The organism is Sediminibacterium sp. TEGAF015 (assembly GCF_025997995.1).
Taxonomy (GTDB): domain Bacteria; phylum Bacteroidota; class Bacteroidia; order Chitinophagales; family Chitinophagaceae; genus Sediminibacterium.
On the sequence record NZ_AP026683.1, the window covers coordinates 1,096,004 to 1,121,595 of the forward strand.

At 38.1% G+C, this 25,592-nt stretch carries 23 protein-coding genes; 13 read left to right on the plus strand and 10 right to left on the minus strand.

The genetic code is table 11. The annotated features are described in order from the left end of the window. Positions 1–53: 53 nt before the first annotated feature. Positions 54–1,472, minus strand: a complete 1,419-nt coding sequence (locus TEGAF0_RS04905; protein ID WP_264900534.1) for a CCA tRNA nucleotidyltransferase — start codon at positions 1,470–1,472, stop codon at positions 54–56. 13 nt (positions 1,473–1,485) lie between these two features. Next, complete coding sequence (locus TEGAF0_RS04910) at positions 1,486–2,493, minus strand: glycosyltransferase family 9 protein (RefSeq protein ID WP_264900536.1); 1,008 nt, start codon at positions 2,491–2,493, stop codon at positions 1,486–1,488. 52 nt (positions 2,494–2,545) lie between these two features. Between TEGAF0_RS04910 and TEGAF0_RS04915 the strand changes: the two genes are divergently transcribed. Both TEGAF0_RS04915 and TEGAF0_RS04920 read left to right on the plus strand, forming a co-directional pair. Continuing rightward, on the plus strand, positions 2,546–3,355 hold the full coding sequence (locus TEGAF0_RS04915; RefSeq protein ID WP_264900537.1) for a 2,3,4,5-tetrahydropyridine-2,6-dicarboxylate N-succinyltransferase: 810 nt from the start codon (positions 2,546–2,548) through the stop codon (positions 3,353–3,355). Position 3,356: 1 nt separating this feature from the next. Then, positions 3,357–4,283 carry a DMT family transporter gene (locus TEGAF0_RS04920; protein ID WP_264900539.1) on the plus strand — a complete coding sequence of 309 codons (927 nt, stop codon included), beginning with the start codon at positions 3,357–3,359 and terminating at the stop codon, positions 4,281–4,283. Here the strand turns inward: TEGAF0_RS04920 and TEGAF0_RS04925 are convergent. The 4 genes from TEGAF0_RS04925 to TEGAF0_RS04940 form a co-directional block, all read right to left on the minus strand. Next, positions 4,280–6,139: a PAS domain-containing protein gene (locus TEGAF0_RS04925; protein WP_264900541.1), complete on the minus strand. Its 1,860-nt coding sequence runs from the start codon at positions 6,137–6,139 to the stop codon at positions 4,280–4,282. The genes TEGAF0_RS04920 and TEGAF0_RS04925 overlap by 4 nt on opposite strands. Next, positions 6,121–6,564 carry a response regulator gene (locus TEGAF0_RS04930; protein ID WP_264900542.1) on the minus strand — a complete coding sequence of 148 codons (444 nt, stop codon included), beginning with the start codon at positions 6,562–6,564 and terminating at the stop codon, positions 6,121–6,123. The genes TEGAF0_RS04925 and TEGAF0_RS04930 overlap by 19 nt, the downstream gene beginning before the upstream one ends. A gap of 224 nt (positions 6,565–6,788) precedes the next feature. Next, positions 6,789–7,421 (minus strand): response regulator, encoded by a 633-nt coding sequence (locus TEGAF0_RS04935; protein WP_026763249.1) that lies wholly within the window; start codon positions 7,419–7,421, stop codon positions 6,789–6,791. Between the two features lie 60 nt (positions 7,422–7,481). Then, a complete protein-coding gene (locus TEGAF0_RS04940) occupies positions 7,482–8,564 on the minus strand; it encodes a response regulator (protein WP_264900545.1) in 1,083 nt (360 codons plus the stop codon). A gap of 180 nt (positions 8,565–8,744) precedes the next feature. Here TEGAF0_RS04940 and TEGAF0_RS04945 point away from each other — a divergent pair, with 180 nt between their 5' ends. From TEGAF0_RS04945 to TEGAF0_RS04960, 4 genes are all read left to right on the plus strand, one after another. After that, the gene (locus tag TEGAF0_RS04945) at positions 8,745–10,109 is read left to right on the plus strand and encodes a sigma-54-dependent transcriptional regulator (protein WP_264900546.1); all 1,365 of its coding nucleotides are present in this window, start codon (positions 8,745–8,747) and stop codon (positions 10,107–10,109) included. 5 nt (positions 10,110–10,114) lie between these two features. Next, positions 10,115–12,619 carry an ATP-binding protein gene (locus tag TEGAF0_RS04950; RefSeq protein ID WP_264900549.1) on the plus strand — a complete coding sequence of 835 codons (2,505 nt, stop codon included), beginning with the start codon at positions 10,115–10,117 and terminating at the stop codon, positions 12,617–12,619. 129 nt (positions 12,620–12,748) lie between these two features. Then, positions 12,749–13,351 (plus strand): glycosyltransferase, encoded by a 603-nt coding sequence (locus tag TEGAF0_RS04955; RefSeq protein WP_264900550.1) that lies wholly within the window; start codon positions 12,749–12,751, stop codon positions 13,349–13,351. 4 nt (positions 13,352–13,355) lie between these two features. Then, the gene (locus tag TEGAF0_RS04960) at positions 13,356–13,982 is read left to right on the plus strand and encodes a glycosyltransferase family protein (protein ID WP_264900551.1); all 627 of its coding nucleotides are present in this window, start codon (positions 13,356–13,358) and stop codon (positions 13,980–13,982) included. Here TEGAF0_RS04960 and TEGAF0_RS04965 read toward each other — a convergent pair. Next, positions 13,921–15,777 carry a PAS domain S-box protein gene (locus TEGAF0_RS04965; protein ID WP_264900552.1) on the minus strand — a complete coding sequence of 619 codons (1,857 nt, stop codon included), beginning with the start codon at positions 15,775–15,777 and terminating at the stop codon, positions 13,921–13,923. The genes TEGAF0_RS04960 and TEGAF0_RS04965 overlap by 62 nt on opposite strands. 288 nt (positions 15,778–16,065) lie before the next feature. Between TEGAF0_RS04965 and TEGAF0_RS04970 the strand changes: the two genes are divergently transcribed. Next, the gene (locus TEGAF0_RS04970) at positions 16,066–17,199 is read left to right on the plus strand and encodes a glycosyltransferase family 4 protein (RefSeq protein ID WP_264900553.1); all 1,134 of its coding nucleotides are present in this window, start codon (positions 16,066–16,068) and stop codon (positions 17,197–17,199) included. Here the strand turns inward: TEGAF0_RS04970 and TEGAF0_RS04975 are convergent. Further along, a complete protein-coding gene (locus TEGAF0_RS04975) occupies positions 17,196–18,179 on the minus strand; it encodes a long-chain-fatty-acid--protein ligase (protein WP_264900554.1) in 984 nt (327 codons plus the stop codon). The two genes, TEGAF0_RS04970 and TEGAF0_RS04975, sit on opposite strands and share 4 nt — an antisense overlap. 42 nt (positions 18,180–18,221) lie before the next feature. Here TEGAF0_RS04975 and TEGAF0_RS04980 point away from each other — a divergent pair, with 42 nt between their 5' ends. The 6 genes from TEGAF0_RS04980 to miaE all read left to right on the plus strand — a co-directional run bounded on the left by TEGAF0_RS04980 (position 18,222) and on the right by miaE (position 23,411). Further along, complete coding sequence (locus TEGAF0_RS04980) at positions 18,222–18,677, plus strand: hypothetical protein (RefSeq protein WP_264900555.1); 456 nt, start codon at positions 18,222–18,224, stop codon at positions 18,675–18,677. Between the two features lie 104 nt (positions 18,678–18,781). Next, complete coding sequence (locus TEGAF0_RS04985) at positions 18,782–19,594, plus strand: UbiA prenyltransferase family protein (RefSeq protein ID WP_264900557.1); 813 nt, start codon at positions 18,782–18,784, stop codon at positions 19,592–19,594. An 11-nt stretch (positions 19,595–19,605) separates the two neighbouring features. Next, positions 19,606–20,733 carry a M42 family metallopeptidase gene (locus TEGAF0_RS04990; RefSeq protein WP_264900558.1) on the plus strand — a complete coding sequence of 376 codons (1,128 nt, stop codon included), beginning with the start codon at positions 19,606–19,608 and terminating at the stop codon, positions 20,731–20,733. Between the two features lie 2 nt (positions 20,734–20,735). After that, positions 20,736–21,572, plus strand: a complete 837-nt coding sequence (locus TEGAF0_RS04995) for a type 1 glutamine amidotransferase (protein ID WP_264900559.1) — start codon at positions 20,736–20,738, stop codon at positions 21,570–21,572. A gap of 10 nt (positions 21,573–21,582) precedes the next feature. Continuing rightward, complete coding sequence (locus TEGAF0_RS05000; protein WP_264900560.1) at positions 21,583–22,788, plus strand: ATP-grasp domain-containing protein; 1,206 nt, start codon at positions 21,583–21,585, stop codon at positions 22,786–22,788. Between the two features lie 8 nt (positions 22,789–22,796). Beyond that, positions 22,797–23,411, plus strand: a complete 615-nt coding sequence (gene miaE, locus TEGAF0_RS05005) for a tRNA-(ms[2]io[6]A)-hydroxylase (RefSeq protein ID WP_026752185.1) — start codon at positions 22,797–22,799, stop codon at positions 23,409–23,411. A 136-nt stretch (positions 23,412–23,547) separates the two neighbouring features. Here miaE and TEGAF0_RS05010 read toward each other — a convergent pair whose 3' ends face one another. Next, on the minus strand, positions 23,548–24,897 hold the full coding sequence (locus TEGAF0_RS05010; protein WP_264900568.1) for an OmpA family protein: 1,350 nt from the start codon (positions 24,895–24,897) through the stop codon (positions 23,548–23,550). Positions 24,898–24,971: 74 nt separating this feature from the next. Next, positions 24,972–25,454: a septal ring lytic transglycosylase RlpA family protein gene (locus TEGAF0_RS05015; protein WP_264900570.1), complete on the minus strand. Its 483-nt coding sequence runs from the start codon at positions 25,452–25,454 to the stop codon at positions 24,972–24,974. Between the last annotated feature and the right edge of the window lie 138 nt (positions 25,455–25,592).

Here is a 25,592-nt window from a genome sequence, read left to right on the forward strand (position 1 = left end):
TTTATTAATTAGTGCTTTTTGATTATCGTTGGTTACCGGGTGCAAAATAGCGATTATTTGACGGGTTTCAGGTTCAATTCCGACCCTTTTTCTAACATAAAAGCATAGGCTGCTTCCAGTTGATTCGGAATAATCCCGTCCAGTATGGCCTCTCTGATCGCATCTTTTAAAATGCCTACCTGTTTACCCGGATTCAATCCAAATACCTCCATAATCATTTCCCCACTAATGGGTGGCTGCCAGTTTCTCAACTGATCCTTGGATTCTACTTCTGCCATTCGCTCTTTTACCAACTCAAAATTCTGAAGGTACCTTTGTACTTTCTGCTTATTCTTACTGGTAATATCAGCAGCACATAGTTTCATTAAATCATCAATGTCTTCCCCGGCGTCAAACAACAACCTTCTTACGGCACTATCGGTAATATTTTCCTTGGTTAAACTAATTGGTCGCAAATGCAGCAGCACCAGCTTCTGCACATATTTCATGGGTTCATGTAATGGCAGTTTTAATTTGGAGAAAATTTTAGGAACCATTCTTGCGCCAACCACTTCATGACCATGAAAGGTCCAGCCATGCCCCTCTTCAAACTTTTTGGTAGCAGGTTTGCCAATATCGTGTAAGAGGGCAGCCCAGCGTAACCAAATTGAATCTGTATGGGGTGTAATATTATCCAGCACCTGCAGGGTATGGTAAAAATTATCCTTATGCCCCTTCCCCTCAATATAAACGGCTCCGTGTAAATCAACCATTTGCGGAAAGATTGCTTTCAGCAAACCCGACTTGAACAACAAATCCCATCCAATAGATGGTTTATCACTCATCATTATTTTATTCAACTCATCCGTAATTCTTTCTTGACTCACAATTTTCATACGATGCACATTCTCTCCTATCGCATGAAAGGTTTCCGGCGCTATACTGAAATTAAGTTGGGTAGCAAATCGAATGGCACGCAACATACGCAGCGGGTCATCACTAAATGTTTGCACAGGAGCAAGCGGTGTTTCAATACATTTCCGTTGAATGGCATCCATTCCGTTAAAGGGATCCAGTAAGTTTCCAAACTCAGCAGCATTCAAGGCAATTGCCATTGCATTGATGGTAAAGTCCCTTCGGTTCTGATCATCGGCCAAAGTGCCTTCAGTTACTTGTGGCTTCCGGCTACTATGCTGGTAACTCTCTTTGCGGGCTCCCACAAATTCAATCTCAAAATCTGCCCACTTTACTTGTGCAGTTCCAAAATTTTTGAAAAATGCAACAACTGGCTGAGGATCCAGCTGTGCTGCAAATAAATGCGCCAGCTCAATTCCATCTCCCAGACAAACAATATCTGCATCCTTGGTATTTCTTCCAATTATCTTATCTCTTACAAATCCACCAATTAGGTAACAGGGCATCCCCAGTTGATCTGCAAGCGTACCTATCTGCCTGAAAACAGCTTCCTCTTTTTCAGTAAACGAAATCATCATTGCTGCAAATGTACTATTGTTTGGTCAGGGCAGGAAGCGTGGCAATTAATTGTGCTATTTCAATTTGAAATCCACAATTAAAATGCCCAAGAGGACAGGCAGTTTTACCGTGCAATCCGCAAGGCCTGCAATCCAATGCTTGCTTCACTTCTACAATATTACTATGCATGCTCAAAGGTCCATATCCGAATCCTGGAACCGTAGAACAGTAGATGGCGGTAACCGGCGCATCTACAGAGGAACAGAAATGCATGGGGGCAGAATCATTTACATAGTTCATCAAAGCATTTTTCATTAGTGCAGCCGAAGCCAGAAAATTAAGTTTGCCTGCAAGATTAATGGCATTTTCTGTACTGCTTGCTTCAATAATTTCATTACAAAGCGAAATATCCCCGGGTCCGCCTAATACATACACTTTGAGCTCTTTAGGAAGGGCATTCAAAAACGCAATCCATTTTTCCTTGGGAAACTGCTTTGTTGCCCATACTGAAGAAGGGGCAATGCAGATATAAGGTAGCTGCTGATAGGGAAGCACTTTTTCTATATCGGAAACAGCAGGATACAAAACGGGATTTTTCAGCCGAACACCATTTATATGAGCAATCAATTGAAAATTTCTATTGATTTCGTGTATCCCCTTGTTGGTGTCCATACTATGCACAAGCGTTCGCGAGTAACAAAAACGAAAGGGATTTTTATTGAACCCGATTTTTTCTCTTGCACCTGAAAAACAGGTAATCCAGCCAGTTGCAGCGTAGCGTTGCAAATTGAAGACGATATCATAAGATGCTTTTCTGACACTGAATGCCAGTTTCATCAGATTCAGGTATTTATGCTGTTTTTTTTGCCAGACCAGGACCCGATGAACAAAGGGATGGTTCGCAAACAAAGACTCATTGCCGTTTCTTACCAATACATCTATCTGAGCCTGAGGATAAGCTTCGTGCAGTGATTCCAGTAAACCAGTTGCCAGTACTACGTCCCCAATAAATGCGGTTTGAATAATCAGCAATTTTTGCATCTGGCAAAACTACACAAAACTGAAATACTGTACTTTTGCCCAAAATTGAAATATGCCCCAAGAATTAATATTAGCTGCATGGAATGACAGATCCTTATTAAAGGACGCAAAATACAGCGATGCCGTAAAACAAGTAATTGAAGCAGTTGATAAAGGACAACTAAGAGTTGCCAGCCCGGGAGAGGATGGATGGGTAGTTAATGAGTGGGTAAAAAAAGCCATACTGATGTATTTTGGCGTGCAGGAAATGCAAACCTGGGAAATGCCCCCATTTGAATTCTACGATAAAATGTTGCTGAAGAAAAACTATAAAGAACTAGGCGTAAGAGCCGTTCCTCCTGCAACAGCCAGATACGGAGCTTACATAGCACCTAATGTGGTGTTGATGCCCAGCTATGTAAATATCGGTGCTTATGTAGATGAAGGCACCATGGTAGATACCTGGGCTACTGTTGGCAGTTGTGCCCAGATTGGTAAACATGTTCATTTAAGTGGAGGTGTAGGAATCGGAGGTGTATTGGAGCCACTTCAAGCCAGTCCTGTTATTATTGAAGACGGTTGCTTTATTGGCAGCAGATGTATAGTGGTAGAAGGTGTGATTGTAGAAAAAGAAGCCGTACTAGGTGCCAATGTGGTATTAACCCAGTCTACAAAAATCATTGATGTTAGCGGACCCGAACCCATAGAAATGAAAGGAAGAGTTCCGGCCAGAAGTGTTGTGATACCAGGCAGCTATACCAAAAAATTCAATGCAGGAGAATACCAGGTAAGTTGTGCATTAATCATTGGTCAAAGAAAAGCAAGCACAGACTTAAAAACCAGCTTGAACGACGCTTTGAGAGATTTTAATGTGAGTGTATAAAATGCCGCAAGAGAAGCAATCAAAGTTGTTTCTGCAAGGCTTTTTAATAAGCATTGGCGGAGCCATATTGTTCTCCACTAAAGCTATCTGGGTAAAACTCGCTTTTAGAAATACAGGGGTAGACGCAATAACACTGCTTACTTTAAGAATGTTATTGTCTCTGCCCTTTTATATTGCTGCAGCGTGGATTTCAGGTAAAAAGGAAAATGTACAACCACTCAGTAAAAGAGATTTCAGTTGGATAATTATTTTAGGGATACTTGGATATTACCTGAGCAGCCTCTTTGATTTTATAGGCCTCCAGTATATTTCTGCAGGATTGGAAAGACTGATTTTATTTCTTTATCCAACTTTTGCTGTACTGTTGAATACTTATTTATTTAAACAAAGAATAACCCGTATACAGTTTTTAGCTTTATGCATTACCTATACAGGGATTGGAATTGCCTATTACGCAGAATTGGGTACAGTGCAGCACAACGATTCATTTTATTTTGGCTCCTTTATGGTTTTTCTTTGCGCAGTTACTTACTCATTTTATCTGGTAGGTACCGGAAGAATGGTAACCAGAGCGGGCGCTACCCGATATACTGCTTATGCAATGCTGGCTGCAACTGCAGGCGTGTTCGTCCATTTTATTGTAAAACAACAATGGCAAAGCATAAACATGAGTTGGGAATTAGGCTGGTACAGCCTTGCTTTGGCCATAATTGCCACTGTTATACCCTCATTTATGATTAGCGCAGGCATGAAAAAAATTGGCAGTAACAATACATCCATTATTACCAGCATTGGTCCTGTTTCTACCATTATTCAGGCATCCGTTTTTCTGAATGAACCCATTTTAATTACACAAATACTGGGTACTGCACTGGTGATTGCTGGCGTTATTTTAATCGGCTGGCAGAACAACCGAATAGAACATTAATGCACCATTAAATTTTCCATTTCACTCAGTTTTTCAAACTGCTCAATCGTAAGGGGTTTAGTAATAAAGTGCGTAACATTCAAAAACTTTTTAGAACGTTCGTAGTCAACATGGTCAATGGAAGATGTTAGAATTACAACAGGCCATGGATGTCCCAGTTTTTCGTATTCATGCAAAAAATCCCATCCCGATCTTCCGGAAAAATTTAAATCCAAAAATATCTTACGCTTGGTATTTGGATTCTCTTTTACATACTGAAGAGCAGTATCCACCTGATCAAAAGTATGCACAGGCATAGTGGGCATAACATTGCGGATGATCAGCTCATTCAGTTTATTCACTAGGTGATCATCATCTACTAGGCAGATTTCTTCAATAGCCTGATTCAACAGGTATTTATTTAAAGAAATACTATTTGTTGAAGCAAAATTAATTTGATCATTCAGCTTGAAAATAGCATCATTCATCAGGTTAGCTGAATATTCAATATCACTGAAAATCTGTGCATAGGTAGCTAGATTATGATCTTGGAATTTGGCAGTCTGCAAAAGCTGCAAAATTTTTGAGAACTCATGACGAAGTTCATGAGAAGTAATAAAAGAAATCTTTTTGAGATGGCTCATTTGCTCCAATACTTCTTTCTCTGATATTTTCTTGAGCGTAATGTCTTTCTGAATAGTAATATAGCCTGTTATTACACCATCCTTGTCAAACAAAGACTCTATCATCAGATCTAGCCAAATGCGGGCACCACTCTTGGTATAGTATAAAATTTCAGTGCGTATTCCTTTCCCCTGCTCAATTACCTTTCGTATTCTATCCAGCGTTTCCTTACTGGTTTCAGGACCTTTTAAAAAACTTCCCGGAGTTTTTCCGCTTACTTCTTTCAATGTATACCCGGTAGTCTTCACAAACGCATCATTTACCCAGGTAATGCGGTTGTCCGCATTACACATGATAATAATGCTACCAATTTTTTGAGCAATCTTTGTGAATTTTCCAAACTCAATTTTAGTACTCTCCATCAATTCCTGCTGCCTTCTTATTTGGATCTGCGCTTCTTTTACGGCGGTGATGTCTAAACACAAACCGGTATATCCCTGAAAAACACCCTGTGCATTGTAAACGGGATTTCCTTTCATATTCATCCAGCGAAAATTACCATCGTGTTTTTTAAACCGATAAACCAGATTGCAAGGTTGCTGAATGGCAAATGCCGATTTCCTGTCTGCCATCACTTTCTCTATATCTTCAGGGTGTATATATTTCAGCCACCCTTCAACCAGCTGATCCTCTTTACTTGTTCCACAATATTGTTGCCATGCTTTATTGATATGTGTTATCTCATTTTGAGTATTGGTCATCCACATTAATTCGGGCATAAATTCGGCCAGTTCATTAAAACAATGATTGGAGGTAACAGAGGAAAGATTTGTTTCCATTACTCCTACTGACGAAGAAATCATTAGTGTTTTTTTACTATCTATACCTGGCTGTTTTATATCTCCTTTCAATAACACCCCTGTGAATTTTCCCTTTTTATCTGTAATGGATTGAACAGAAAAAAGAATCGTATTCCTAACCTGAGAACTTGCCGGATATTTGAATTGCAATTCTCTTGGCCTGGCACCAGGTTGCTTGAGTTGCTGTATGGCACTATGGATAAGGCCAGCCTCCTGAAGATTGAATAGTGCCTCAATGGATATACCTGCTACAGCAATTCCCTGTAATTGGTACAATTGCTGGAAGGCATCATTACAATACATTATTTCCCCGTTTGCATCAACAGCCAGAACGTAATGTCCATACTTGTTATGATCCACTACTAGCGTATCTTTTAATTCGTTGTACCGCATAAACTGGCATTTGGAAGTGGGGAAATGGATTGCAAAAAATGCTCATTAGATTTATATTGATGAATAATATCCGGTAACATCAGAAAATCCCTGGACTTATCTAAAAAGAAATGAGCCCCACTTTTTAAACAAGCCTGCCGATATGTTGCATTCGGCATATTGGTAAGAAAAATAATTAGCGGTTCTTTTGTTGGAAAAGACAATTTGATTTGATTCAGCAATTCAATCCCACTCAGTCCGGGCAGCTGAATATCTAGTATAAATACATCAGGAAAATTATGCTGCGCTATCATTAATCCTTTTTCTGCCGTTTCCGCAATATGTATTTCTATGTTGGATTCCTGATCAAGTAAAAGATGATTCAGCTGCTGAACAATAATTGCTGCATCTTCTACAATCAATACGTTGATGGAGGAGGTCTTCATAAAATGGTTATTAACCAAATATACTATGTCAAAAAAGAAAGCTTTGTAGGGCTGGCCTACAAAGCTTCTGTAGTTAAGATACTACAATCGGTTTTTCAGGAAATTGAATTTTAAACTGGATGCACGCACCCTCTAATGCAATACTAAAAAACAAATTGGCAAATGACTGTAGTAGTTCAATTGAATTGTAACCTATAAAAAAACGACAGGTTGTAGTATAATCACTACAAATCAGATATTTTATGCTCTATAGCGTAACGAATCAGGTCTGCATTGCTTCTGAGTCCCATTTTATCCAAAATACGTGCGCGGTAAGTGCTGATAGTGTTTATATTCAGGGAAAGCATCTCGCTGATTTCAGAGACAGATTTGCCCTCAACCAGTTTTTTAAGTACTTCAAATTCCCGGTCCGACAAATTTTCGTGTGGCAACTTGGATGAATCCGTTTCCAGCGAACTGGCCAATACCTCCGCCACTCTGTTAGTAATGTATTTTCGTCCAGCCAAAATTTGCTGCACAGCCGTTACCAATTCATATGGTGCACTTTCCTTGGTTAGATAGCCGGAAGCACCTGCTTTTATTGCCCTTACTGCGTATTGTTCGGGCGAATGCATGCTAAGCATTAATACAGGCGTATTGGGGACATGAGTTTTGATTTGCTTTAAAATCTCAATTCCGGAGTATCCTGGCATACTGATATCTGAAATAATTATATCCCAGGGCTCTTTGATGGATTTTTTAAATAACTCAGCAGAATCAGACACATCATGAATCTCGGCAAAAGGCAACGACTCAAGTAAAATCTTTTTCAGACCCTCCCTAATTAAACCATGATCATCTGCAATTAGTATACGCATAAGTTGCCAACTACCATTTTTCGGTAATACAGTTATAAAGATAAGAAATTGGACTTTACACTATCCTTGTTTTTCTAGCTGAAATGACTTGAATTCTTCAAAAAAAGTCTTAATAAAATCAAAAGACAGTGGCTTTGTAATATAATCAATCACCGAAGGATAGCTTCTGGCCTTTTCCCTATCTCTATTATCAATAGAGGAAGACAGCACAATTACATTGGAGGCATCTGACTGCGTGATATATTCATCCAGAAAATCCCAGCCTCCCCTGCCAGGAAAATTGATATCCAGAAATATCAGCGTCTGCTTAAGCTCCTGAGAAGTTTTAATAAAATCCAATGCGTCATCTATGTCTATAAATACTTCTACAGGCATTTCAGGCATTAATGCCTGCACTATTTTTCTGTTCAGAACATTCGTTAATACATCATCATCAATAAAAATGATTTTTCTGAATGATTCATTCTCTTTGTTCATATCAAAAATTTCATCGTGTTGGTTAAATGACAGCTTATGATTGAGTTTAAATATGGCCGAATTAATCAATTGAATGGACTTTTTGGCTTCTGCAATCAGATCAACCCGCTCAGTATCCGAAATAAACTGATTGTCCATCAGGTTAACAATGGATTGAATTTTGGCATATTCATGGCGCATTTCATGAGAAGTAATAAAGGATAGTTCCTGCAACCGGTTCTTGAACAACTGGGTTTGCATTTCAATTTTCTTACGTTCTGTAATATTCTGAGCAATTCCTAATATGTATACTACTTCATCCCCCTTCTTTTCAAATACAGACAATCGGGTCTGAAAATATTGATACTGCTGCATTTTATCCATGCACCTACATTCCACTTCCATTACAGTCTGACCATCTAGACCCACTTTGGCAACAGCTGCTTGAATACCCCTCCAGTCTTCCGGATGTATAAGTGTACGAAGCGAAATGCAATTGATTTCCTGATCTTTCAGGTGTTCAAAGCCGAACATATGGTTCAATGCCGGATTACGCATTATGAATTTGCGCTCGCTTACATCAAATAAAAAGACCATATCTGGCAATTTATTATAAATCGCTTCTAATAAGGTAGCCTGCGATACTTCTGCAGGCAACCAACCCGTATGTAAAGATTGCGCATTCATAGTAATGGTTTATCCTAACAGTCGTAAAAAATATGCCACTTATTAACCTTATAATAATCAATCAGTTAGTTTAATAATTTCAAAAAAAATTACTTTTTTTGAGACTTAATTTCCCTTTTTGGGAATAAAATCGAACATTCAGCAAGAATTTGCACTAAATTGAAGAACCAAGAAAATCCAATGAAACCTACAAAACCACTCAAAATCTTCATATTAGAAGATGACCTCTGGTATGGAACGATGCTAGAGCATTATCTCTCTTTAAACCCGGATTACCAGGTTAGCCGTTTTGAAACAGAAAAAGCATTTTTTCAACAATTACACGAACAACCGGATGTAGTAACGCTAGACTATGCATTAGCTGAAGGAGATGCAGATGGAAGTAAAGTATTGAAAAAAATTAAGGAGCGTTATCCGGAAACAGAAGTCATCATTATTTCTGGCCAGGATCAAATCACTACCGCGGTGGAACTACTAAAATCTGGGGCATTTGATTATATAGTTAAAGACGAAGACACCAAGGACAGACTTTGGAATGTGCTGCTTCATCTGCAGGAAATAAAAGGACTTAAAAAAGAAGTTGAGCAACTTAAAAATGAACTGAAAAAAAATTATGACTTTTCCAAAGTTATCATTGGACAGAGCGACTCCATACAAAAAGTATTCGCCCTGATTGAAAAAGCCACCAAAACCAATATTACTGTTTCTCTAACCGGGGAAACGGGTACTGGTAAGGAAATGGTGGCCAAAGCGATTCACTATAATTCTTCAAGACACAAATACCCTTTTGTTGCCATCAACGTGGCCGCTATCCCACCTGACTTGCTCGAGAGTGAATTATTTGGACATGAAAAAGGAGCGTTTACTAGTGCACAGAGCAAAAGAATTGGAAAATTTGAAGAAGCCAACAAAGGCACATTATTCCTGGATGAAATTGCAGAAATGGACATTCATCTACAGGCAAAATTATTAAGGGTTTTGCAAGAAAGAGAAATTACCAGAATTGGCGGGAATGCAGTAATACCGATTGATGTCAGAATTATTGTTGCCACCCATAGAAACCTGCTGAAAGAAGTACAGGAAAAGAAATTCAGGGAAGATTTATATTACCGGCTTTTAGGTCTTCCGATAGAATTGCCCCCTTTAAGAGAAAGAGATAATGACTATTTAATTCTGGCCAAGCATTTTATCCAGAGTTTTTGCAGCGACAATCGACTCACTTTAAAAACATTAACACCAGAATCAATTGCCAAACTGAAACAATACGACTATCCTGGAAATATCAGGGAATTAAAATCAATCATAGAATTAGCTGTTGTTATGTCAGAGTCTGACCTGATATATCCAAGTGACATCAATATTGAATCTAATGATCAGATTGGCAACCTGCTATTTAAAGAGACCTCACTTAAGGAATACGAAAAACAAATCATACAATACTTCCTTAATAAATACAATCAGGATGTGATTGCAGTCTCTAAAAAACTAGACATAGGAAAATCAACTATTTACAGAATGATGCAAAGAGGTGAATTGATAAAATAATTCGCATGGCAGATAAAAGTCAATCCCATATTGATCCAAAATTGCTCTCCATAGAACTGGAAATGGAAAGAGCTGCCAGATATGCTGCCGAAAAAAAATTACAGCAGAAGGAAAGCGAGCTGCAGTTATTAAAGAGAAAACTGAATAATTCCGAAACGGCAGACTTTTGTTTTTCCGGAACAGATATAATCAATAATATAAATCAGCATTTGCAAACCGGCATACTGATTGAAAATGAATCCGGTCTTGTGATAAGTATTAATGAATCCTTTTGTCAGTTTTTTAATATTAAATCACCAATACAAACATTGATTGGTACTGATTTATATAGTAATCATCAAATAGACGAATCAGTTTTTGCGAACCCTTTTTATTTTCAGCAGCGCACCAATGAAATACTTAGCAACAGAGAAGAGATAAGAAATGATATACTCGAATTAAGAAATGGAATGATCATTGAAAGGGACTATATTCCACTTTATCAGCAAGAAGAATATTGCGGTCATATCTGGTTCTATATGGATGCAACACTAAAATATACGCTTGAAAAAAAACTTGAGAAACAAAAAAATATTTATGAAAAAATAATCAGTTATCTCCCGACTGACATTGCTGTATTAAGTCCTGAATATGCCGACTTATTTCTGAATCCAATTGCAATAAAAGACCCTGAACTTAGGCAATGGATTATTGAATGGTTGATTGGGAAAAAGGGAGCTACTACTGCTCAACCTAAAATTAAAGATGCCCGGCTAACGAATTATCAGGAATTATTCGAACAGGTTATTCATTACAAAAAAGGAGGTTTCATTGAAGAAAAGAAAACGGATAACGAAGGTCACACAGCCCATATTTTAAGAAATCTTCATCCTGTTTTGGATGAAGATGGCGAACTCGAAATGATTATAGGACTTCACACTGACATCACAGAAAGAGTCCGGATTGAAGACGAACTGATACTGGCTAATCAGAAAACGGAAGAGCTGGCAAGAGCAAAGGATTTATTTCTGGCGAACGTAAGCCATGAAATCAGAACCCCTATGAATGGAATTCTCGGCGTTGCCGGATTACTTGGCAAAACAAAACTGAATCAGAAACAACAAAAGATGACAGGCATGATAAAAGATGCCGCAAGCAATTTGCTGGTCATTGTAAACGATATTTTAAATTTTGAAAAAATAGCCGCCGGAAAAATTGAATTAGAGAAAATTCAATTTTTATTGAACGAAAAATTAGCCCTGTTAGTAGAAAGCTTTCAATACAAAGCCAAAGAAAAAAACATTGAGCTTTATTTTCATGATTTGAACGAAAACCCATTGCAGGTTGTAGGAGACCCGTATCGTTTTAGTCAGGTCATTACAAATTTATTAGCCAATGCTATTAAGTTTACTGATAAAGGAATAGTTGAAGTTAAGTTGCAGACCATTGCAGAAACGCCAGAAGAAATATGGATCAGAATTGAAGTAAAAGATAGCGGCATTGGAATTCCGGAAGAAAAAATAGAATCCTTATTTCAACCCTATAAACAAGCAGATTCCGCTATATCCAGAAAGTACGGAGGAACAGGATTAGGCTTAAGCATAGCTAAAAACTTGATTAGTGTTATGGGTGGCCGAATAGGCGTTGAAAGCAAAATAAATTCAGGAAGTATTTTCAGTATTCAACTGCCTTTTAAAAGGAATGAACTGGCAACACAGCCATCCTTTGCCATATCAGATTACAATCAGCTGAAAGGGTTGCGAATATTGCTTGCTGAAGATGTAGAAATGAATCAATTCATAGCCCGTTCAATACTGGAAGAAAAGGGCATTTATGTAACAGAAGCAGTTGACGGCAGAGATACAATAGAAAAAATAAAAAATTATTCCTTCGATTTGATACTGATGGACATCTCAATGCCCTATATAGACGGTATTCAGGCCACCTCCATCATCAGAAGCATGAAGGACTCTCCCAATCGGTCAATACCAATTATTGCCTTAACTGCGAATGCATTGGAAGGCGACAAACAGAAATATCTGCATGCCGGCATGAATGGCTATATCAGTAAACCCTTTTTGGAAGAGGAATTTTTGATGGTAATTTTACAGTGTTTGCAGAAGAATGATTTTTGTTATAGTAGCGACAATGAACCATTAGAAAATCCTTCAAATGAAAAATTATATAGTGAAGCACAGCTAATGGGTATGGGTAAATTTCAACAGGCTTTTGTAGATAAAATGATTGGGCTATTTCTGCAAACCATGCCTGAGGATATTGAATTATTAAAAGAAGCCACAATAAAAAAAGATTGGAAAAGAGTAGAACGCACTGCACATAGAATTAAATCGGCAATCCGAAGTATGGGTATTCAATCGGCCATACAAACCATTCGATATATAGAAGAAGCTGCCCAAAAAATTCCTCCGCCCGAAGATATTGCTCATAAAGTGGAATGGGTTGCGCAAGCCATGTTGCTCGTAATTGAACAGATAAAAGCCGATTACCCGCATATTGCAGTCTCAAAATAGAAACCTATTCCCAAAACGGGAAGAACCAGAGAGACCTTCAACAAGCAATCCATTGAAAATCAACAACATACATTCAAAAAAGCTTTGGCATTGATTTAGCAACTAATAAGTTGAAATATACAATATGCCATGGAATCCTTTTTTCAACTATCCCAACAATACAAAAGCAAGAAAAACGAAGTACCCGTATTTGCCTTTATGGGTGAATTTGACTGTAAAGCTTTTGGACTAGATACAATTTTAAAAGCTTTTTCTGACTACAAAAATAAATACCTAGAGAATGGGAGCTTATGGTTAATTGGAGAAGGGAAAGATCAGCAACTACTCTCCAATTTAATAGTGGAATATCATATTCAAGACTTTGTAAAAATCAAACCCATACCAACGGGTAGGGCCAAATTTGACTTGCTACATCAGGTAGACCTTTTTCTTAGACCTTCCAGAGAAGAGTATTTTCCATCCGCTGTTTTAGAAGCTGCTTCTGTGGCCGTTCCATCTATTGTTTCAGACAGTTTTCAAATCAGCCAATACATCCAGCATTACAATGCAGGTTATGTGTTAGAAGAAAACAACTATAAACAGCTAGCCAAACTGATGCTAAAATGCCTGCAGGATATCAAATACAACAACTGGAATGTCAAAAGAAGAAACTCACTGCGAATGGTGAATGAGCAATTCCACTGGAATAAAATTGCGGCTGCGCATCAAACCCTTTTTGAACAAACAATCTAATTATATGAACATAGACAACAAGTTAGATAAGGTATTTCAGTTTATGCATACAAGAGCTTTACACGAGCAATGCAATCATGAAATTATTCAGGCAAAAGATCATACGCTCTTCCCCTTTCTCTATGGAAAATATGCATTAATGATGACCGATGCCGAGCCTGAAAATGATATACATATTGTATTTGAAAGCTTTATAAGATTAAATCAATTCCCAATTGTAGCAGTTGCAAACTGGAAAGCAACCGCTTATGGTCAAACGCTGCTTGATCGTTACCAGAATAACTATCTTATTAAAATGCTTGATCCGCAGATTCAGCTGAGAACTTTAAATATGCTCAGGACCAATTGTTTTCTGTACATAGATGCATACCACCAGCAAGACGAAACATATTCGTTGATTGAAGCCATGTATATGCAACTTCCGGTAGTTGCATACGATTCAGAATATAATAAAAAGCTGACTGGGAATGGAGCATTCTATTATAAAACAATGGTTGACTTACTGATTCTTCTGCAATCATTACACCCCATGAAAGTATATTCGAATGGCGCTTTAATGAAACAGATTTTTAACTCCCGACTGGAGAAGCTTCATCCAAAGCACTCAGCTCTTCAAATTGCGGAACAGTAAGTGGTTTCGTAATAAAATGCGTTACATTGGAATACTTCTTAGACTTTTCGTAATCATTATGATCAATGGAAGATGTCAATATGATTACCGGCCAAGGTTGATTCATGCGTTCGTATTCTTCCAGAAAATCCCATCCGTTTCTTCCCATAAAATTCAAGTCAAGGAAAATTTTTCTTTTATGAGTCGGGTTATTTTTTAAGTATTCAAGCGCTTCATCAATATTGTCAAAAACAGTAACCGTCATATTAGGAATTACATTCCTTATAATCACAGTATTTAGCTTATTGATCATATGATCATCATCAATCAGAATTATTTCTTCAATGGCTTGGTTTAACAAAAACTTATTCAGTGCTATATTACTTGAAGACGCAAAACTCACTTCATCGGAAATTTTCAGGATAGCCTGATTCATCGTATTAGCCGAAGCTTCAATATCAGTCAATATCTGCTGATAACTTTCCAGACTGTTCTGTTGAAATTTTGCAGTCTGTAGAATTTGTAAAATCTTGGAGAACTCATGCCTTAACTCAAAAGAAGCGATATCTGATATTTGCTTCAGATGTGTCATTTGCTCTTCCACATCCTTCTCTGTCATTTTCTTTTTGGTAATATCATTCTGTATAGTCAGATACCCAAGCACATTACCCTCTTTATCAAATAAGGTCTCCAGTTTTAGGTCGAGCCATATTTTGTTGCCATTCTTTGCATAAAAAACAATTTCCGTCCTGAGACTCTTTCCCTGATCAATGGTCTTTTTTAATTTATCTAATAAAACAGGATCTGTATCCTGGCCGGAAAGTATATGCAATGGGTCTTTCCCGTTTACCTCGCGAAGCGGGAAACCGGTAAGCTTTACAAAGCTATCGTTCACCCAGGTTATTCTATACCCAGCATCACACAGAATAATTACTACATTAATTCGCTGTGCAATTTTTGTAAACTTGGTAAATTCAATTTTAGAAACTTCAAGCGTCTCTTTTTGACGATTCAATTGAAGTTGTAATTCCTTTATTTGGGTTATATCCTGTAATGTTCCGGTATACCCAATAAAATCCCCCAGATTACTGAACATAGGACTCCCCTGCATTTCTACCCAACGATAACTTGCATCATATTTTCGTATCCTGAACTGTACAGTATACCCCTGCTTGTTTGCAAAAGCAGCAGCCTGAGTTTGTTCCAGTTGAAAACGATCTTCTGCATAAACCGCTTCCATCCATCCATTCCCCATTTCCTGATCCATCACATTTCCCCTGTACTTAAGCCATGCTTTGTTTACAAAGACCAGTTGGTGCTGATAATCACTCATCCAGACCATTTCTTGCATGCAATCTGCAACTTCACGGAACCATTCCCTGTTCTGGCCACTTAAACCAGTACTGGAAGCACCCATAGTGGTGGTTGCTTTTTGATTATTTGACGCTGTAACCATCTTCCCAATCATTAAAAATGCGATCGGATAAGACCTTCTATCATGAACAGGACTTATTTCAAAATGAAGATCCTGATTGGCTGAAGCAATACCAGGGCTAGACAACTTTATAATGGAAGGAACTAAGGACTTAGTAAGCAATGCCTGATGTACCGCATCCTTAATTGCGATAGCATCTTTTGAATGCAAAAGTGAATCGATAGATGCTCCTTCTACCGACTCTCCAACAATCTGATAAAGTCGTTGAAAAGCATCATTACAGAACGTTATATTAGCATCCAAATCTATTGTGAATATGAAATAATCAGGAGAAGCAATCTGATCTAATAATTTTCTATCGACTGTGTAAGGATAGCGCATTTGCTAGCATTTAGTGGCCAAACTGTTTTAGAGTTCCCAACCAGGTTTTTATATAATTGTATAACCAAAGAATAAGATAAGCGTAGATAATCAATTTAAGTAAGAACCACTTAATGTTGTGAACTGAAAAAATTCTGCCCATCCAATATAAAAACTGACCCCAGAGCAACAATAAGTAAGCAAAAAATATAGATTTTGATGTCAGTTCTTTCCAGCTCATAAGTAAATAAAAATCTAAATTAAATATACTGTATTTTCATTCTGGAAATATCAAATGACGTTTTTATTATGGAAATAATACACGTGGTTTTCACTCGAAATACCAAAGCTAAAAACAATCCCATTGCTGATATCATCAACCAACTGGCTACCGAACAGCTTAAGCTGGGGATTAAAATCACTATTTGGGAAATAAGCAGAAAACCGTCTGATCATTTTCAAAACAAAGCCTATCCATTAAAGCATTTTTCACATCATTTATTTCTGTGGAATACCATGAAAGAAATTCGGCAGCATCTGTCTGCTGCTGCTAAAGACACCCTGTTCCATTTTCATGGAGGTATCATTCCTGTATATTATCCTATTGCATTTTACCTAAAGGAAAAAAATATCCCATTCCTTTTATCTCCCCATGGCAGATACAATGCTCATACATTAGACAAAGCTTCTTATCTGAAGAAGAAGCACTTTGCAAACTTTGATCAGAATATGATTACCTGGTCATCAGCACTTCACTTTAACAGTGAACACGAAAGAAAGGAATTAAATAATAGATACCCCTTTAATCAGCAAAAATCCTATATATGTCCCAATGGATTAATCAACAACAACCTGAATATAGCTCCCAAAATAATGAAGCACGATGAAATTATTTATTGCTATTACGGGGAGCTGAATCTGACAGCAATGGGCCTTGATATATTGTTGCATGGTTTTGCAAAATTTAAAAAGAGTCACTCCAATAATGCCATACTCTGGATTATTGGGAATGGCCCCGACAGAAACATGATTCTGAAAACAATCAAGAAACTGGGTCTCCACAAATATGTTTTTGTTAAACCTGCTGTATTTGGCGCATTGAAATTTGAACAGTTGAGCAAAATAGATGTCATGGTAAGAACACCGAGAGTTGATTTTTATCCAACAGTAGTAATGGAATCAGCGGCTATGTCTATTCCCTGTATTGTTTCCATGCCAACCTATCTAGCAGAAATCATTCAGACAGAAAATGCAGGATATATACTTTCTGAGAACAATTCAGAGCACTTGCAAAAGGCATTTACAGAAAGTATTCAAGACATGGAAACAGTTCAATGGAACAGAAAAAAAATGAATGCACATCAAATGATAGCCAGGCATTTTAATTGGAGCAGCATTGCCCGGACACATATTCAGGTATACCAGGATTTGACGGCTCATTAAACCACCATCAAACTACACCCTCTCAGGTCTGCATAATCCATTCTTCCTAATACTTCAAAACTACCATCCAGATAGCGTTTGCCAATATCCTGTGTTGCAATAAATGCACAGCTATACATATTCACCAAGTCTATCACTTGTATTAACCCGGTTCCTTCCTGAATAATTTCAAAGGGATCATCCTCTTTTCTCAACAAAACTTTCATCCAGGGCGGGCAATGAAAACGACCCTCGCCCTCTGAATAAGCCTGACTTAATAATTCAGTCATTCCGTACTCTGCATGAATGGATGAAACGCCTGTTCTATTACAAAGCAGTTGATGTAACTCTACTCTTGTCAATTCTCTCCCCCTTCCCTTCATCCCTCCTGTTTCCATAATTACCGTATGCTTCAACTGCATCTGATACATTTCAGTAAAATCCAATAAGGCAAAAGTGACACCGAGTAAAAGGGTTTTCTGACCTGCAGCTTCCAACTCCAGCAATTTTTTATGTAAATCTGCAAAATCATACAAATAGAATCCGCTAGAAGGATGGCCGCTCTTTTCAATGAATCGGTTAGCCATGTAAACCAGGGAAGAATTTTCGCGCTCCAGGTATGCTGGCAACAATGCCAGTACACACCATTCTTCCAGTTTGCCATATCGGTTTTCAAATCCGCAGATGGCACTTTTTTCATACCCGTCCAGGTTGGGTACGTAATGTTTACTGGATATCATACCCGTAGTTCTGCTGCTCTCAAAAACACAGGTAGCTACCTGACCCGACACCAATACTTCGTGGCTTTTAAAAAAGGAAATAGGCAACGCCGGTATCTGTACAGGTGTCTTAATACTACCTGGATTAGGGCTAACCAAATTGACCCATTGACGATAAACCAGATTATGCTGGTATTGCCAATGAAATAATTCGATAGCCAGATCATCAAAATTGGAATTGCTTACAGAAAAAATATTGTTAATATCAATGGGTGGTTCCAACCTTGTATGTATTGTTTTAACTAAATTTGAATAGAAAGTAAAATGATGAGAGCAAAATTATTAATCCTACTGACAATTACCGCCTTTTTTTACGGATGCACCAAAGATCAATTTAATTCTAGGCCGGGCTTATCTTTTGGGAATGTAAACGCAACAGAGTTGCGACAAGGAAACCTCCTCATTTTTTCTTTAGACTTCACCGATAAAGAAGGAGATATTCAGGACACCTTATGGGTGCAGAAAGTATCTAAAACCTGTCCAACCACTCCGGGAGTGCAGTTTATTAGCCCTAACAGAGTGCCCAATTTTACCGGTACAGCCAATTTAAAGGGGAAGCTTGAAATTACATTCGTTTACAATGCCAATGTACCCGGAACACCGTCCATTGTTGGATGCACCAATAGAAATGATACTTCTTATTTCAGGTTCTGGCTAAAAGACAAAGCTAATAACAGAAGTGATACAGTTCGATCTCCTGATATAGTACTTATCAGATGACCAGTAGCTTCAACTGGATAAAAAGTTTTTTTTACGGAAATTATTTCTACGGGATTTGTGCTGTAGCATTGTCAATAGAATGCTCGCTGCAACTCCGGCTTCCATTGAACAATATTTTTTTCTATTTGACTTTGTTTTGTGCAACGGTGCTTTATTATACCCATGCCTATTACCTTGAAACTGGAAGGAAGCCACAAAACCAGAATGAAAGGGCAACCTGGTACAAGATTTACCAAAAACAAATTACGCAGTCTCAACTCATTTTTACCTTTCTGCTGGGCTTACTTGTTTTACTGCTTTTCAATGGACTACAGCCCTTATTCTCCAAATTGCCGCTATTTAACTGGATAATTCTTTTGGTTTTCTGTTTAATTGCAGCTGCCTACTACAAAAGCCTCTATCCCGGCTGGGGAAACTGGGGATTCAGAAACAACGGCCTGATAAAACCTTTTCTGATTGGATGGGTATGGGCGGGTGCAGTTTCTTTTTTACCTGTATTTTTTTACGATCTTTCACATCCCGGTTCAACATATACTGCAAATATTCTCACCTGGTTACTGTTTTTAAAAAACTGGTTATTTATCAGTTTGCTCTGCATTTTGTTCGATATAAAAGACTATGCAAATGATGCCAATCAACCCCTAAAAACATGGGTAGTAAAAATGGGTTTACGCAAAACCCTTTTCGGACTCATCGTTCCCGTTGCCCTTCTGAGTCTGGGTTTATATTGGATACTTGCTTGGTTACAGGAATTCTCATTATTCCGAATATTATTCAACACAATACCCTATATATTGTTAATAACTGTTAGCACCCAAATGCATCGCCGTAAAAGCATTCTCTATTATCTTGCAATCATTGACGGACTCATGCTACTGAAAGCAGTTTGCGGTGCAATTGGCATGTTAGGATTCTAAAATTTACCCTTATGGCAAAGACAAAAACGACCAAGACAAAATCAACAAAGACAAAATCTGTGGTGACTTCTCAGTCCATGGATTTTTTAAGACAATACATCAATACCCCCTCTCCTGTAGGATTTGAAAGTAGTGGTCAGAAAATATGGATGGAATATATAAAACCATACGTAGATACCATATTTACAGATCCTTACGGTACTGCTGTCGGGGTTATTAATCCTACTGCTCCCTTTAAAATCGTTATTGAAGCGCATTGCGACGAAATCAGCTGGTTTGTCAACTATATTAATGACCAGGGGCTCATCTACTTAAAACGCAATGGAGGAGTGGATCATCAGATAGCACCTGCCAAGCGTGTGATTATTCATGGAAAAAGCGGACCGGTAAAAGCAGTATTTGGCTGGCCTGCTATTCATACCCGTTTAAGCAATCCGGAGCAAAAGGAACCTGCTCCAAAAATTGAAAACCTATGCCTTGATTGCGGTGCAAGATCTAAAAAAGAAGTAGAAGCATTGGGCATCAGAGTTGGATCAGTAGTAACCTATGAAGAAGGATACGATGAGCTGGCATATGATTTTATCATAGGCAGAGCTTTTGATAATAGAGTGGGTGGATTCATGATTGCAGAAGTAGCCAGATTACTGAAAGAGAACAAAAAACAATTACCATATGGCTTGTATGTAGTAAACGCAGTACAAGAAGAAATTGGATTGAGAGGAGCAGAAATGATTGCACGCAGAATCAAGCCAGATATTGCTATTATTACCGACGTTACTCACGATACCAGTACCCCAATGATCAGCAAAATCATTGAAGGAGATATTCAGTGCGGCAAGGGACCTTCTCTTGCTTTTGCACCTGCTATTCATAATAAATTATTATCCCTGGTAGAATCTGTAGCAGAAAAAAATAAGATTCCAGTGCAAATGCGCACACTAAGCAGAAGTACCGGGACGGATACGGACAGTTTTGCTTATGCAAACGACGGCTGTCCATCTGTTTTAATTTCAATTCCTTTGCGATACATGCACACCACTGTAGAAATGCTGCACAAAAAAGATATTGAAGACACCATCAAACTCATGTACGAAACGCTATTAACGCTAACCCCCAAAACAAATTTGAGTTATCTGTAAGCATGGAAAGCACCGAAAACAATACCATAAGAGTTGCGATCCTTGACTTATATGAAGGGCAGGCTAATGAGGGAATGCGTTGTATCAGAACCATTCTTGCCGATTGGAGCATAGCCAATCATCAGCCCATTGAGATAAGGGAATTTGATGTCCGTTTAAACTTGGAAGTACCAAGCCTTGACTTTGATATTTATATCTCTAGTGGAGGTCCCGGATCCCCTTTGGAAACGGAAGGCAATGCATGGGAAGAAAAATATTTTGGTTGGGTAGAGAAACTGAGAGAATGGAATAATGGATCAGCATTCCCCAAAAAGCATGCTTTTTTTATCTGCCATAGTTTTCAATTGTTCTGCCGCTATTTTAAGTTGGGAAATGTTTGCAAAAGAAGGTCAACCTCTTTTGGCGTATTCCCTGTACATCAGATGGAAGACGGACATGCTGAAAAGGTTTTTGCAGGTTTAAATGATCCTTTTTACTGTGTAGACAGTAGGGATTATCAGGTTATTGAACCCAATCATGATAAAATAAATGAGATGGGAGGATCCATACTGGCTATTGAAAAAAATCGCCCTCACGTTCCATTGGAGCGTGCTGTAATGGCTATTCGTTTTAGCGAATACTTTATAGGCACTCAATTTCATCCCGAGGCCGATGCTCACGGGATGGCCATGTATTTGCAACGAGAAGACAAGAAAAAAGTAGTGATTGATGCCCATGGAGAAGAAAAATGGAAAAGCATGGTGGAACAATTGCTTGATCCGGGAAAAATCATGTGGACATACCAGCATATTCTTCCTAACTTTCTTACAGAAGCCTCCAGAGAATTGATTCTTCATTAAAATAGAAACTATGGTCCCTGCCATCAGAAAAAAGTTCAATGAACAATTCAGCAATGAAAAGTACCAGCTGTTTCTGGATACTTTAAATGAGAAATTTCCGGGAGCTATTGAGTTCAGGGTGGCCGAAACTCCTGTCTTTATTAACAAGGAATTAAAACATAAAATTCTCTCTGCCTGTGAGTCTATTGTAGATATTTTATTAGACCCCGATTTTAAGGAAAAGAGTCAAAGAGCCATTCCAAAGGACCTGAAAGTCCCGAATGAAAATGGACATACACATTTCATAGCTTTCGACTTCGGTATCTGTGAAAATGAGAATGGAGAAATAGAACCTCAGCTAATTGAAATGCAGGGATTTCCAACCTTGTTTGGATATCAGGTTTGGCACGATCAGGTGATGCGTAAATGTTACGATATACCCAAAAATTACAGTACTTATTTTAATCAGTTAAATGCAGACTCTTATACGCATTTGCTGAAAGAAATTATTGTAGGGAATTGTTTACCAGAGGAAGTTATTTTACTCGAAATCCTCCCGCACAAACAAAAAACAAAAATTGACTTCTATTTTACAGAAGCCATAACAGGTATATCTGTCGTTTGTCTTACTGAATTAATTAAAGAAGGTAGTCAGTTGTACTATCTGAAAAACGACAAAAAAATTCGCATCAAAAGAATCTATAACCGCATCATATTTGATGATTTGCAGCAACAGGATGCAATCATTCAGGAAAAGGGACAAATTCTTTTTGAACAGTTGGATGTAGAATGGATTCCGCATCCCAACTGGTTTTACAGAATCAGTAAATATACGCTGCCTTTTATTCATCATCCTTATGTTCCACAAACCTGGTTTCTGAATGAGATCAAACAACTTCCTGAAGATCTTGAAAATTATGTACTGAAGCCTTTGTTTTCCTTTGCAGGTCAGGGAGTAGTAATTGATGTAACGGCCGAAGATATTGCTGCCGTTAGCGAACCTGAAAACTGGATTTTACAAAGAAAAGTGAATTACGCTGCACTTATAGAAACCCCTAATGAACCTGCAAAAGCAGAAATTAGAATTTTTTATTTCTGGAAAGAGGGAGAAAAACGACCGATAGCTACTAATAATCTGGCAAGATTAAGCAAGGGGAAAATGATTGGTGTAAGGTACAATCAGGATAAGGATTGGGTAGGTGGAAGTCTTGCTTATTTTGAAGAAGACGCTTTATAATAGACACTATGGAGAAAAGTTTATCTGAACATACCAGAAATATTCTGGGACTACAACTACCCACAGATCCAAGATGGGTAAACCTTGCAGAGATATCACTGGAAGCTATCCTAACAGATCACGCCTACTGTGAGCAGAAAGCAGCATTAACCTGCATTTCTTATATACAAAGGTATTCTGATAAAAAGGAACTGGTGGAAGCACTCTCTCCAATTGTTACAGAGGAGTGGGGACATTTCAGAGCTGTACTCGCAGAAATTAACAAACGAGGGCTAACATTGGGCAAGCAAAGAAAAGATGAATATGTAAATCAATTATTGATTTTTCAGAAAAAGGGAGGCCATATTGAAGACCGGCTTTTGGATCAACTACTAACCATGGCATTAATTGAAGCCAGAAGCTGCGAAAGATTCAAAAGATTAAGCGAAGGCCTGGACGATGCCTATATGCGCAAGTTCTACCGAAGATTCATGGAAAGTGAAGCTGGTCACTATACCCTATTTATAAAGCTGGCGGAACTATATATACCTAAAGCCAAAGTAAGAGCCCGATGGAAAGAATGGCTGGCGCATGAAATTGAAATTATGCAACACCTGGAAATCAGGGGCGACAGAATTCATTGATATAGAACCTTAGAGAACAAACCCGATGTTTACAATATCGGGTTTGTTTTTTATTTGCGCTCATATGGCAATGACTAAAATAAAAAACTCCCGATGTAGATCGGGAGTTTTTTTATGGCAACAGGATTAATTTAAATTACTCCTGTACTTTAAAGTCTACTCTTCTGTTCATTGCCTTACCCTTTGCTGTTTTGTTATCTGCAATTGGCTGACTGCTTCCGAAACCTTCGGCAGTTAATCTGGCAGCATCAATTTTTTGAGCTACTAAGTAAGCTTTTACTGCATTCGCACGCTTTAATGAAAGTGGCTGATTGATTTTGTCACTACCAGTAGCATCTGTATGACCTTCTACCATCAATTTCAAAGTTGGGTTTTCGTTCAACGCTTTTACAACTTTGTTCAATTCAACCTTAGAAGCTTTGGTTAATACCGCAGATCCAGACAAGAATTGTACTTTCTTGTTATCAAAATTGTAAGTAGCTTTTAATTCAGGACAACCGTTGTTTTCACGAGCGCCTTTAATGCTAGGACACTTGTCTTCTTCATCGTTAACACCATCACCGTCAGTATCAGGAATTGGACAACCTTGGTAACGTGCTAAACCTGGAACAGAAGGACACTTATCTTCTTCATCGTTAACACCGTCTTTATCTGTATCAGGAATTGGACAACCATTGTATTTAGCAATACCAGCAACAGTAGGACACTTATCATTTTCATCATTGATACCGTCTTTATCTGTATCAGGTACAGGACAACCATTATACTTAGCAACACCTGCAACAGTAGGACACTTATCATCCTTATCGTTAATTCCGTCCTTATCTGTATCAACAGGAGCAGGAGCCGGAGCTGGAGGAGGCGGAGGAGCTACTTTTACAGGAGCTGGCTTATCGCTGATTGGAGAAGCTATTCCAATAGAATATGCAGTGTGATTAACTGCTAATTCAGAAATACCAGCACGATACAACATTTGTGTATTCAGGAAAGTCTCGTTTCCAAGATTAACCTGTAAACCTAAACCAGTATTACCTTGAGCAGCAAAATAAGTGCCGTTATACATAGAAGCACCAACACCAAATGTTAGGTAAGGTACCACTGCGTATTTGTCAGTCAGCATTTTTACATTCACATTCGCATCAGCTTCTAAAAGGAATAAAGATCTTACAGACTGAGGAACACCAGTTCTGTAATAGAAAGGATACTTAGAATAAGTACCATACAATCCAGCCATGAAATCAACATGGTCGGTAATCCCTTCAAAGTATTGCACATTCAATCCTAGTGACATTTCTTTAATGGGAGTAAAGCCACCACTCTGCATTACTCTTGACAAAGATGATTTGCTAATTTTGTCAGCGGTGTACATATCATTTAGGAAAACACCTACTCCAAGGCTAGCTCTCTTCTTATAGCTAACAGGAGTTTGTGCAAAAGAAGCAGTTGCCAAACCAACAGCTATCAAAGAAAATAGAAATTTCTTCATAAACAGGTTTTTGTTAATTTATCGCAAAAATACAAGCAGAAATTGGTTTTCTAAAATTAAGATTAGTTTATCTTTTAATTATTTTTTGGTATTGGAGGCTCCACCACTTCAAGCTTCACTTTGGCGATACCACGGCTCAGAAATTCCAATTTTTGAGCAGCAATGCGGGAAACATCTATTACCCTACCCTTTTTTTTCATTCTTGGGTGCATTTTATCATTAATTCTAACAACCACCCACTTGTCATTGTGCAGGTTGGTCACTTTAACCCAGGTACCTAAAGGCAAATTATTACTTGCGCCAGTAAAGGCTTTACTGCTGAATCTCTCCCCTGTGGCAGTTTTAATACCATCAAAACGGGTACTGTAATAGCTGGCTTTACCGGTTACAATTTTTCCGGTATAAACTAGATTGGCATTGGCTTTTAACGCACTGTCTACTGCCCAAAGTAAACTATCGGGCATAGGGGGATTAAACAGGACGCTGTCCTGAACAGTCTGTGCATTCAGGGTACCTAAGGACCCAAAAGACAATAGTAAAATAAGTATTAGACGCATTCATTGGTTTTAAGTGAACAATTGCGCAGCTATAAGTTAATCAATTTTACGAAATGCTGCATTTGCTGCCACTATTGCCAAATAATGTGCCGAAGAAGTATTCAAATAAAATAAATCAATCATGTGAAACACAATTGA